General features: G+C 66.3%; 10 protein-coding genes. 6 read left to right on the forward strand and 4 right to left on the reverse strand.

The features are described from left to right. Nucleotides 1-168: 168 nt before the first annotated feature. Genes nagA through ACFOHJ_RS24680 form a run of 4 tightly spaced genes read right to left on the reverse strand, consistent with a single transcriptional unit; the run spans nucleotide 169 to nucleotide 4,023 of the window. Nucleotides 169-1,332, reverse strand: coding sequence for an N-acetylglucosamine-6-phosphate deacetylase (nagA, locus tag ACFOHJ_RS24665; RefSeq protein ID WP_378225783.1), 1,164 nt, complete (start codon nucleotides 1,330-1,332; stop codon nucleotides 169-171). Continuing rightward, nucleotides 1,329-2,339 (reverse strand): SIS domain-containing protein, encoded by a 1,011-nt coding sequence (locus tag ACFOHJ_RS24670; protein ID WP_378225799.1) that lies wholly within the window; start codon nucleotides 2,337-2,339, stop codon nucleotides 1,329-1,331. The genes nagA and ACFOHJ_RS24670 overlap by 4 nt, the downstream gene beginning before the upstream one ends. A 17-nt stretch (nucleotides 2,340-2,356) precedes the next feature. After that, complete coding sequence (locus tag ACFOHJ_RS24675) at nucleotides 2,357-3,142, reverse strand: GntR family transcriptional regulator (protein WP_378225785.1); 786 nt, start codon at nucleotides 3,140-3,142, stop codon at nucleotides 2,357-2,359. Then, the gene (locus ACFOHJ_RS24680; protein WP_378225787.1) at nucleotides 3,139-4,023 is read right to left on the reverse strand and encodes a BadF/BadG/BcrA/BcrD ATPase family protein; all 885 of its coding nucleotides are present in this window, start codon (nucleotides 4,021-4,023) and stop codon (nucleotides 3,139-3,141) included. Before ACFOHJ_RS24680 ends, ACFOHJ_RS24675 begins: the two co-directional genes overlap by 4 nt. A gap of 199 nt (nucleotides 4,024-4,222) precedes the next feature. Between ACFOHJ_RS24680 and ACFOHJ_RS24685 the strand changes: the two genes are divergently transcribed. The 6 genes from ACFOHJ_RS24685 to ACFOHJ_RS24710 all read left to right on the forward strand — a co-directional run bounded on the left by ACFOHJ_RS24685 (nucleotide 4,223) and on the right by ACFOHJ_RS24710 (nucleotide 10,517). Then, the gene (locus tag ACFOHJ_RS24685; RefSeq protein ID WP_378225788.1) at nucleotides 4,223-5,158 is read left to right on the forward strand and encodes an N-acetylmuramic acid 6-phosphate etherase; all 936 of its coding nucleotides are present in this window, start codon (nucleotides 4,223-4,225) and stop codon (nucleotides 5,156-5,158) included. A gap of 24 nt (nucleotides 5,159-5,182) precedes the next feature. Further along, the gene (locus ACFOHJ_RS24690; protein WP_378225790.1) at nucleotides 5,183-6,442 is read left to right on the forward strand and encodes an ABC transporter substrate-binding protein; all 1,260 of its coding nucleotides are present in this window, start codon (nucleotides 5,183-5,185) and stop codon (nucleotides 6,440-6,442) included. Between the two features lie 238 nt (nucleotides 6,443-6,680). Continuing rightward, the gene (locus tag ACFOHJ_RS24695) at nucleotides 6,681-7,601 is read left to right on the forward strand and encodes a carbohydrate ABC transporter permease (RefSeq protein WP_378225791.1); all 921 of its coding nucleotides are present in this window, start codon (nucleotides 6,681-6,683) and stop codon (nucleotides 7,599-7,601) included. A gap of 10 nt (nucleotides 7,602-7,611) precedes the next feature. Next, entirely contained in the window at nucleotides 7,612-8,451 is an 840-nt protein-coding gene (locus tag ACFOHJ_RS24700) for a carbohydrate ABC transporter permease (RefSeq protein WP_378225793.1), read from the forward strand. Continuing rightward, nucleotides 8,448-9,509: a Gfo/Idh/MocA family protein gene (locus ACFOHJ_RS24705; RefSeq protein ID WP_378225795.1), complete on the forward strand. Its 1,062-nt coding sequence runs from the start codon at nucleotides 8,448-8,450 to the stop codon at nucleotides 9,507-9,509. Before ACFOHJ_RS24700 ends, ACFOHJ_RS24705 begins: the two co-directional genes overlap by 4 nt. Nucleotides 9,510-9,518: 9 nt before the next feature. Continuing rightward, nucleotides 9,519-10,517 carry an ABC transporter ATP-binding protein gene (locus ACFOHJ_RS24710; RefSeq protein WP_378225797.1) on the forward strand — a complete coding sequence of 333 codons (999 nt, stop codon included), beginning with the start codon at nucleotides 9,519-9,521 and terminating at the stop codon, nucleotides 10,515-10,517. Nucleotides 10,518-10,663: the final 146 nt, after the last annotated feature.

Below are 10,663 nucleotides of genomic sequence, written 5' to 3' on the forward strand. Positions count from 1 at the left end.
ACATAACCCTCGCCCTGTTCTTCAACAGACACCTCATCACGAGTCCAATGTAAACACTGCCCCCTTGTGGGGAGGGGGACTTGGCTCAGCGCTTTAAGCTTCCCCTCCCCCTTGTGGGAGGGGTTAGGGGGTGGCGGTGCGCGCGAGAATTCTTTCCTGGATCTTGCTTTACCCGGCGGCGAAAACCTTCTCGCCGTCGATCCAGACTCCGTTGACGCCAAGGTCGCGGTCAAGGCTGACGACGTTGGCGGCCATTCCCTTGGCCAGCCGGCCGAGCCGGTGCGCCTGGCCGATCGCTGCGGCCGGGTAAGTGGACGCCATGCGCAGCGCCTCGCCGAGATCGAGGCCGATCCGGCGATGGACGAAGCGCACCGCCGAAATCATGTCGAGATCAGCGCCAGCCAGCGTGCCGTCATCGAGCGTCAGCCGCCCGTCACGGCGGTGGACGGTGCGCCCGTTCAGCGTGAACGAGGTCATGTCGGTGCCGATCGTGGCCATCGCATCGGTCACCAGGAAAATCCGCGCCGGGCCCTGCTTGGCGCGCAGCGCGATGCCCATCACCGCCGGATGGACGTGAATGCCGTCGGCGATCAGCCCGGCAAACAGCCCGCCGCTGTCGATCGCCGCACCCGCCAGGCCGGGCGCGCGGTTGCCGACCTGGCTCATGGCGTTGAACAGATGGGTGACGACGGTCGCCCCGGCATCCGCGTGGGCTCCGGCCGTTGCATAATCGGTGTCGGAATGGCCGAGGCTGACCACGAGGCCGGCCCGGGCGAGCGTGGAAACGCGCTGCCGGGTGACAGATTCCGGGGCGACCGTGGTCAACAGCGCCGGCATGTCGGCGCGCGCGGCGATCAGGGCGGCCTCGTCGGCATCGGTCATCGGCCGGATCAGCTTCGGATCGTGCGCGCCCTTGCGCGCCAGCGACAGATGCGGCCCCTCCAGATGCAGGCCGAGGAAGCCCGGTACCTTTTTCCGCGCGGCCTCGGCTCCAGCAGTAAGCGCCGCCGCCGTGATTTCGGGCGTGTCCGTGATCAGCGTCGGCAGCAGCGCGGTGGTGCCGAAGGGCGCATGCGCCCGGCAGATCGTCTCGATCGTCGCCACGTCCGGATGATCGTTGAGCATGACGCCGCCGCCGCCATTGACCTGCAGGTCGATGAAGCCGGGCGCAAGAATGCCATCGCCGGCATCGACGCTTTCCGCGCCGGACGGGACCGCGTTCGCAGGCATGATGCCTTCGACCAGGCCGTCGCGCACAAGCAGCGCCGAATCGTCATGCCACGCGTCGCCGTCGAAGATGCGCGCGCCGCCGAGGGCAAGCACGGCGCTCATCGGGTTTCCGTGACCTTGTTGAGGAAAGGCGGCGTATCGGGGTCGAGGCCGCGGCTTCGGGCATAGGCCTCGACGAAGGCGTAGAACGACACGATGAGCGGCAGCGGGTCGGTGAGCGGGTGCCCGGTCGCCACGAACGGCAGGGCCTGCGCCTTGCCGGCCGCATCGGCAGTGACGAAGGCCGAGGCGCCCTTGGCGGCAAGCCCGTCCGCGGCCGCCACGACGGAGGCTTCTGCGGCGTCGCGCGCGGCAAGCGCCAGCACCGGGAAGCCGGGGCCGACCAGCGCCATCGGCCCGTGGATGACCTCGGCGGCGCTGTAGGCCTCTGCGTGCAGGCGGCAGACTTCCTTGAACTTCAGCGCCGCTTCGTTGGCGATGGCCTGCGAGGGGCCGCGACCGAGCACGAAAAGCGACGGAGCCTCGGGCAAGGTTTCAGCGAACGGCGACCAGTCGCAGTGGATGGCCTTTTCCAGTTGCCCGGGCAAGTTCGCCAGCGCCTGCAGAAGTGCGGCATCGCCGGTGCAGTGCGCCATCAGGGCAAGGCCGGCCACCGCCGAATTGACGAACGACTTGGTCGCCGCCACGCTGCGTTCCGGCCCGGCCTGGATGTCGATGGCATAGTCCGAGGCCTGCGCCAGCGGCGAGGACGCCGTGTTGGTGAGCGCGATCGTCAACGCCCCGCCGGCACGGGCGGTCTCGGTCAGCGCGACGATGTCCGGGCTCTTGCCCGACTGCGAGATCGCAAGGCAGGCCGCGCCGCCAAGCTTGAGATCGGTGCCGTAGATGGAAGCGACCGACGGGCCGACCGAGGCGACGGCGAGGCCCGCCGTCAGTTCGACGGCGTATTTCATGAAGGTTGCCGCATGGTCGGAGGAACCGCGCGCCACGGTGACGACGAAGCGCGGGTCGCGTTCGCGGATGCCGCGGCCCGCCTCGCCCAGCGCTGCCGTGGAGCGATCGAGCAGGCGCGCGACCGCCTCCGGGATTTCCTCGATCTCGCGACGCATGTGGGTGGCGGATGCGCTCAAGGCCTGTCTCCAATGTTGCCCGGCTCCGACAATCTCAACTCGGCGACGAAGTCATAGGCGTCGCCACGGTAGATCGAGCGGGTGAACTCGATGACCTTGCCGCTGGCAAGGTAGGAAATGCGTTCGATGTGGAGGCCGGCCACGCCGGGCGCCACTTCGAGCAGGCGGGAATCCTCCTCGCCGAGATTGGCCGCCGAAATGCGCTGCACGGCCCGCACCGGCCGGTTGCCGCCGGTCTGCAGTGTAGCATAAAGCGAGGCCGCGACGGCAGCGGGATCCGGCAGGACGCGCGCCGAAAGGGCGGCGCGTTCGATCGCCAGCGGCGTGTCGTTGGCGATGCGCAGGCGCGCCACCCGCGCCACCAGCTCGTTCGACGACAGGCCGAGCACCATCATCTCTTCCGGCGAGGGCGCATAAAGCCCGCGGTCAAGCCACTGCGAGCGCACGCTCATGCCGCGCCGCGCCATGTCCTCAGTAAAGGACGTCAGCCGCGACAGCGATTGCTCCACGCGCTCCATACGCGGTGCGACGAAAGTGCCGGAGCCATGGCGCTGTACGAGGACCCCGCCCTTGACCAGGTCCTGCACGGCCTTGCGCACGGTGACCCGCGATATGTCGGCCTTGAGCGCGATGTCGCGCTCGGAAGGCAGAGCATCGCCCGGCCCGATCAGGCCACGATTGACGGCGTCCTCGATGCTTTTCTTCAATTGCAGGTAAAGCGGCGCGCCACCCTGTGCGGTCTGCTTGAAGGTCGAGAATATCTGGCCGGCGTCCTCGATCATGAGTTGCCGCCCCCCTGGGGGCTCGCGAATGCACGCGCCGCCATGCGCACCGCGCCCGACAGGGCGTCGCCCAGCGGCTCGCGCAACAGCCGGCGAAACCGTTGCGAAAGGCGTGACGCATAGAGCGGCGCCAGCCCGCCGAGCAGGCACAGCGGCGCATCGTCGGAAAGGTCGAGCGCGCCGAGCGCGGCCTCGACATCGGCCACCGCCCTGTCGACGATCCAGACCGCCACGGCATCGCCTTTCTGGGCATAGTCGAAGACCTTCGGCGCGAAGCCGCCGAAATCGCCCGGCTTGGCGTTGGTGGTGAACTCCACCACGTCCTCCGGCCGGTCGCGGAACACGGCCAGCATTTCGCGCGTCAGCGGCGACGCCTCGCGGATGCCGTCATATGCCAGCAATGTCTGTTCGAGCAGGTCGCGCCCGACGCGCGCGCCGCTGCCCTGGTCGCCGACCTGGAACCCCCAACCGCCGATGGCGCGGGACTTTCCGCCCTTGCGAACCATATAGGCCGAACCGGTGCCGAGAATGGCCATTGCCCCGTCCCCGGCCCCGACGGCGCCTTCCAGCGCGATCTCGGCGTCGGTCTCGACCCGGCTCCGGCTGAACGGCAGGATCGCCTGCAACTGCTGGCGATAGGTGCCGACATTGGCGCCGGCCAGGCCCAGCACGGCCGGCGTTCGCGAAACGAGATCGGGATCCTGGCCGGCCTCGGCGAACGCACGCCGGGCCGCCTCGACGATGCTGGTGCGCGCGCCCGTGAGATCGGTGCGGATATTGGCGGCGCCGGCCTTGGCGCGGCCAAGGACAACGCCGTCGGCACGGGCAACCGCCGCCCTGCAACTGGTGCCGCCGCCATCAATGCCAAGTACGAAATCCACCACGGCATCTCCTCTCATCGTTATAATACCAATAAAATACCAGTAGCCAAGAGCCAATCAGCTTCCGGGAAAATTAATCTCGTATGCCCCTGTAAATAAACGCTATTCCGTCATATGGAGATTTCCACTCGTAAGAATTCGTTAATGCCCGTAGACAAGTGGTATTTTTTTGGTATTGTCACCAGAAGGAGGAAACTGGATGAGCGAAATGCGCACCGAAGCGCTGCACCAGAACGCGGGAGGACTGGATATCCAGCCCCCGGACGCTATCCTTTCCTCGCTGGTCGGCGCGCAGGTCGAGGCGGCCTCCAGCGTACGCGCCGCTATCCCCGCCATCGCCGCAGCCGCGGAAGTCGTCGCCGAAAAACTTCGTAACGGCGGCACGCTCGCCTATGCCGCGGCCGGCAGTTCCGGCCTGATGGCGCTGGCCGACGCCCTCGAGCTGCCCGGCACCTTCGGCATTGAGCGAGAGCGCATCAAGGTCCTGATCGCGGGCGGCAACGAGGCCTTCAAAACGCTGGCCGGCGGACCGGAAGACGATACCGAGGAAGCCTCGCAAGCCGTCGCCCAGGCCAAGCTCGGCCCCGGCGACTGCCTGATTGCCGTCTCGGCCAGCGGCACCACACCTTACGCGGTGCGGGCGCTGCAGGAAGCCAACAGCCGCGGCGCGGCCACCATCGCCATCGCCAACAATTCCGCGACGCCGTTGCTCACGCAGGCGGGCACCGCCATCCTGCTGGAAACGCCGCCGGAAGTCATCGCCGGCTCGACGCGGATGGGGGCCGGCACGGCGCAGAAGATCGCCCTCAACATGCTGTCGACGCTGGCGGCCATCCATCTCGGCCATGTCCATGACGGCTACATGGTCAACCTCCACGCCGACAACGCCAAGCTGCGCGAGCGCGCGGCCCGCATCGTTTCTGCCATCACCGGCCGCGACGGCGACGAGGCCCGCCGGCTGCTCGACCGCAGCGGCGGCGCGGTGAAGGTGGCCGTGCTGCTTGCCGCCGGCGCCGACAGCGCCGAGGCCGCCGAGAAGATACTGGAAGGGACTGGCCAGAAGCTGCGGCCGGCCCTTTCCGTCATCGAGGGGAACAGGCGGCATCAACCGCCCTTCTCGTCAAACCAAGCCTGAAAAAGGTCAACAGGGAGACTTACCATGACATCCAAATTGCTGACGGCATTGCTGCTCGGTTCCAGCATGCTGGCGACCAGCGGCGCAGCCTTTGCCGAGGACGTGACGCTGACCATCGAAAGCTGGCGCAACGACGACAGCCAGATCTGGCAGGAAAAGCTGATCCCCGCCTTCGAGGCCAAGAACCCCGGCATCAAGGTCGTCTTCGCGCCATCGGCTCCGACCGAATACAACGCCGCCCTCAACGCCAAGCTCGACGCCGGATCGGCGGGCGACCTCGTCAGCTGCCGTCCGTTCGACGCCTCGCTCGACCTCTACAACAAGGGCAAGCTCGCCGACCTCACCACCCTGCCCGGCATGGAGAACTTCTCCGACGTCGCCAAGTCCGCCTGGACCACCGACGACGGCAAGGCCACCTTCTGCGTGCCGATGGCCTCCGTCATCCACGGCTTCATCTACAACAAGGACGCCTTCGACAAGCTCGGCATCACGCCGCCGGCCACCGAGGACGAGTTCTTCGCGGCGCTCGACAAGATCAAGGAAGACGGCACCTACACCCCGATGGCCATGGGCACCAAGGACCTTTGGGAAGCCGCCACCATGGGCTACCAGAACATCGGCCCCAACTACTGGCACGGCGAGGAAGGCCGCCTTGCGCTGCTCAAGGGCGAGCAGAAGCTGACCGATCCGCAGTGGGTCGAGCCCTTCGCGACGCTGGCCAAGTGGAAGCCCTATCTCGGCGACGGCTTCGAGGCGCAGACCTATCCCGACAGCCAGAACCTGTTCACGCTCGGCCGCGCCGCCATCTACCCCGCCGGCTCGTGGGAAATCTCGGTGTTCAACGCCCAGGTCGACTTCAAGATGGGCGCCTTCCCGCCGCCGGTGAAAAAGGCCGGCGACACCTGCTACATCTCCGACCACACCGACATCGGCATGGGCCTCAACGCCGCCTCCAAGCACGCGGACCAGGCCAAGACGTTCCTGTCCTGGGTCGCTTCGCCGGAGTTCGCCACCATCTACGCCAACGCCCTGCCGGGCTTCTTCAGCCTGAACTCGACGCCGGTGAAGATGGAAGACCCGCTGGCGCAGGAATTCGTCTCCTGGCGCGACAAGTGCAAGTCGACGATCCGCTCGACCTACCAGATCCTGTCGCGCGGCACGCCGAACCTCGAGAACGAGACCTGGGTGGAATCGGCCAACGTCATCAACGGCACCGAAACGCCCGAGGCCGCGGCCAAGAAGCTGCAGGACGGCCTCGACAGCTGGTACAAGCCCGCCAAGTAAGGGCTGACCCCGACCCTCTCCCCGCCTGGAAGGGGGTCGGCAGGTTCCTGAAGCGAGGCCGGGGACGCTTCCACGCTCCCCTGCCTCGCCTGGAAAAAGTCTCGCAATCCCGGTTATCTTCTTGTCCCTCCCTCTGAGGGGCGGGTCCGGCTCGTACCCGTTTTCGGGAAACTGTCGCCAAATGGCGCGCGAAAGCTATACTGGTTCCAAAAGGTCCAGAGGGGATGGATCACGTCCGATGACAGAAGCGAAACGGCCGATCCGCTGGCATATCGCCGTATTCCTGGCGCCGGCGGTGCTGATCTACACCGCGATCATGATCCTGCCGCTGTTCGGCACGCTGCAGCTCGCGCTGTTCCGCAGCGTCGACCAGGCGCAGACCTTCGTCGGCCTCGACAATTTCCGCACCCTGTTCGGCGATCCGCGCTGGTCGGCGGGCTTCTGGAACGCGCTCAAGAACAATACCTGGTTCTTCATCGTCCACATGCTGGTGCAGAACCCGATCGGCGTCGTTCTGGCGGCGCTGCTCGCCAGCCCGAAGCTGCGCTTCTCGGCCTTCTACCGCACCGCGATCTTCGTGCCGACCATTCTTTCCTTCGTCATCGTCGGTTTCGCCTGGAAGCTGATCCTGTCGCCGCTGTGGGGGGTCGCCCCCAACCTGCTCGACCTGATCGGCCTCAAAAGCCTGTTCACGCCGTGGCTCGGCAAGGAAGCCTACGCCTTGACCACGCTGGCGCTGATTTCGGTGTGGCAGTTCGTCGGCATCCCGATGATGCTGATCTACGCCGCGCTGCTCACCATTCCCGACGAGGTGATCGAGGCCGCCGAATGCGACGGCGTCACCGGGATGTCGCAGTTCTGGAAGATCAAGCTGCCGCTGATCCTGCCGTCGATCGGCATCATCTCGATCCTGACCTTCGTCGGCAATTTCAATGCCTTCGACCTGATCTACTCGGCGCAGGGGGCGCTCGCCGGGCCGAACTACTCGACCGACATCCTCGGCACCTTCCTCTACCGCGCCTTCTTCGGCTTCCAGTTGCAGATCGGCGACCCGAACATGGGCGCCACCATCGCCACCATGATGTTCCTCATCATCCTGGTCGGCGTCTGCATCTACCTGTTCGGCATCCAGACGCGCCTGCGGCGCTACCAGTTCTGAGGGGGATGGCATGAGCCGCGCCACCAATTCGCTGCCGCGCACCGTCGCTGCCCATGCGGTGCTGATCGCCTATACCGCGATCGCGCTGTTTCCGGTGCTGGTCATCATCATCAATTCGATGAAGTCGCGAAACGCCATCTTCAAGACGCCGCTTTCGCTGCCGGGGCCGCAGACCTTCGACCTCATCGGCTACGCCACGGTGCTCTCGCAGGGCAATTTCCCGCTCTATTTCTGGAACAGCATCGTGGTGACCGTGGTGTCGCTGTTCCTGGTGCTGCTGTTCGGGGCGATGGCCGCTTTCGCGCTGTCGGAATACCGTTTCCGCGGCAATTCCCTGATGGGCCTTTACCTCGCGCTCGGCATCATGATCCCGATCCGGCTCGCCACCGTCGCCATCCTGCAGCTGATGGTGGCGAGCGGGCTGGTCAACACGCTGACGGCGCTGGTCCTCGTCTACACGGCGCAGGGCCTGCCGCTCGCCATCTTCATCCTGTCGGAGTTCATGAAGCTGGTTTCCGACGACCTGAAGAACGCCGGGCGCATCGACGGGCTGTCCGAGTACCGGATCTTCTTCCGGCTGGTGCTGCCGCTGGTGCGGCCCTCGCTCGCCACCGTCGCCGTCTTCACCATGATCCCGATCTGGAACGACCTGTGGTTCCCGCTGATCCTGGCGCCGGCCGAAAGCACCAAGACGGTGACGCTCGGCGCGCAGTTGTTCCTCGGCCAGTACGTGACCAACTGGAACGCGGTGCTGGCGGCGCTGTCGCTCGCCATCCTGCCGGTCATGATCCTCTACTTCATCTTCTCGCGGCAACTGATCCGCGGCATCACGGCAGGAGCGGTGAAATGAGTCTCGAAACGCCCCTGCGCGTCGTCGTCGCCGGCCTCGGCAACATGGGCCGCAGCCACGCGCTGGCCTACGCGACCAATCCGGGCTTCCGGATCGCGGCGCTCGTCAACCGCTCCGACGTGCCCCTGCCCGGCCCGCTTGCCGGCCTCGAAATCCGCCGCTCGTTCGAGGACGCGCTCGCCGACGAGAAACCGGACGTGGCCTGCATCGCCACCTATTCCGACAGCCACGCCGACTACGCGGTGCGGGCGATGGAGGCCGGGTGCCACGTGTTCGTGGAAAAGCCGCTGGCAACCACGGTGGCGGACGCGCAGCGCGTGGTCGACGCGGCGAAGGCCAACGGCAGGAAGCTGGTGATCGGCTACATCCTCCGCCATCACCCGTCATGGATGCGGCTGATCGCCGAAGCACGCAAGCTCGGCGGGCCTTACGTGTTCCGCATGAACCTCAACCAGCAGTCGTCGGGCCCGACCTGGGAGACGCACAAGCAGTTGATGCGCACCATGTCGCCCATCGTCGATTGCGGCGTGCACTATCTCGACGTGATGCTGCAGATCACCGACGCCAGGCCGGTCGAGGTGCGCGGCATGGGCGTGCGGCTCTCCGACGAGGTCGGCCCCGACATGTACAATTACGGCCACCTGCAGGTGCTGTTCGATGATGGCTCGGTCGGCTGGTACGAGGCCGGTTGGGGACCGATGATTTCCGAAACCGCCTTCTTCGTGAAGGACGTGATCTCGCCCAAGGGCTGCGTCTCCATCGTGATGGCGGAGGGCGCCAAATCGGACGACATCGACACCCACACGAAAACCTCGACCATCCGCCTGCACAGCGCCGCCACCGGGGCGGACGGCAAGTTCCTGAAGGCCGACGAACTCCTTTCCATGCAGGGCGAGCCCGGCCACCAGGAACTGTGCGACCGCGAGCAGGCCTACCTGCTCAAGGCCATCCGTGAGGATATCGACCTCACACGCCACATGGACGATGCGGTGCGCTCGCTCGCCGTCTGCCTCGCCGCCGATGAAAGCGTGCGCACCGGCGCCGCCGTCAAACTATAGGAACATGCCGTGGGCTCGCTGAACATAGAGAATGTGAAGAAGGCGTTCGGGCCGGTCGAGGTGCTGAAAGGCATCGACCTCGACGTGTCGGACGGCGAGTTCGTCGTCTTCGTCGGTCCTTCCGGCTGCGGCAAGTCCACCTTGCTGCGCGTCATCGCCGGGCTGGAGGACTCGACTTCCGGCCGTGTCGTCATCGACGGGCAGGACGTCACCACCATCCCGCCGGCCAAGCGCGGCATCGCCATGGTGTTCCAGACCTATGCGCTCTACCCGCACCTGACGGTGAAGAACAATATGGGGCTGGGCCTGAAGCAGATCGGCACGCCCGGCGCCGAGATCGACAAGCGCATCGACGCCGCCTCCGTCATGCTGTCGCTGAAGCCCTATCTCGACCGGCGGCCGGCCGAGCTTTCGGGCGGCCAGCGCCAGCGCGTCGCCATCGGTCGCGCCGTCGTGCGCGAGCCGAAACTGTTCCTGTTCGACGAGCCGCTGTCCAACCTCGACGCGGCCCTGCGCGTCAATACGCGGCTGGAAATCGCGCAACTGCACCGGCGGCTCAAGGCAACGATGATCTACGTCACCCACGACCAGGTCGAGGCGATGACGCTGGCCGACAAGATCGTGGTGCTGAACGCGGGTCGCATCGAGCAGATCGGCAGGCCGATGGAGCTCTACAACTCCCCGGCCAACGAATTCGTCGCCGGCTTCATCGGCTCGCCGAAGATGAACTTCATCGACGGCGCGCGGCTCGGCGAGAGCGTCAAGACCGTCGGCGTGCGCCCGGAGCACATCTCGGTCGATCCGGCCAGGGGCGACTGGAAGGGCACCGTCGTCCATGCCGAGCACCTCGGCGCCGACACCAACCTTTACCTCGATTGCGAGAAGGCGGGGCTGATCACGGTGCGGCTGTTCGGGGTCTACGATGCCGAAGCGGGCGCCACGCTCTACGCCACGCCGCAACCCGGCCGGACCTACCGTTTTGATGCCGAAGGCAAGGCGCTCAGCTAGCGTAGAAGGGCGTCATCCGGCGAAGCTTTGCGAGACCTGGAATCCAGGCCTCGCCGGTGGCTGTGGGCAGCTACGCGTCCGCGCGGAAAGTCTGCTTCTGCGTTCCCAGGCCCTCGATGCCGAGTTCGACGATGTCGCCGGCCTTG

The sequence above is a fragment of the Aquamicrobium soli genome, from assembly GCF_042646345.1.
GTDB lineage: Bacteria > Pseudomonadota > Alphaproteobacteria > Rhizobiales > Rhizobiaceae > Mesorhizobium > Mesorhizobium soli_A.

Coding starts and splice junctions, on each gene's coding strand:
- ACFOHJ_RS24685 (WP_378225788.1), top strand. CDS start 4,223: ATGAGCGAAATGCGCACCGAAGCGCTGCACCAGAACGCGGGAGGACTG.
- ACFOHJ_RS24675 (WP_378225785.1), bottom strand. CDS start 3,142: ATGATCGAGGACGCCGGCCAGATATTCTCGACCTTCAAGCAGACCGCA.
- ACFOHJ_RS24700 (WP_378225793.1), top strand. CDS start 7,612: ATGAGCCGCGCCACCAATTCGCTGCCGCGCACCGTCGCTGCCCATGCG.
- ACFOHJ_RS24705 (WP_378225795.1), top strand. CDS start 8,448: ATGAGTCTCGAAACGCCCCTGCGCGTCGTCGTCGCCGGCCTCGGCAAC.
- ACFOHJ_RS24695 (WP_378225791.1), top strand. CDS start 6,681: ATGACAGAAGCGAAACGGCCGATCCGCTGGCATATCGCCGTATTCCTG.
- ACFOHJ_RS24690 (WP_378225790.1), top strand. CDS start 5,183: ATGACATCCAAATTGCTGACGGCATTGCTGCTCGGTTCCAGCATGCTG.
- ACFOHJ_RS24670 (WP_378225799.1), bottom strand. CDS start 2,339: ATGCGTCGCGAGATCGAGGAAATCCCGGAGGCGGTCGCGCGCCTGCTC.
- nagA (WP_378225783.1), bottom strand. CDS start 1,332: ATGAGCGCCGTGCTTGCCCTCGGCGGCGCGCGCATCTTCGACGGCGAC.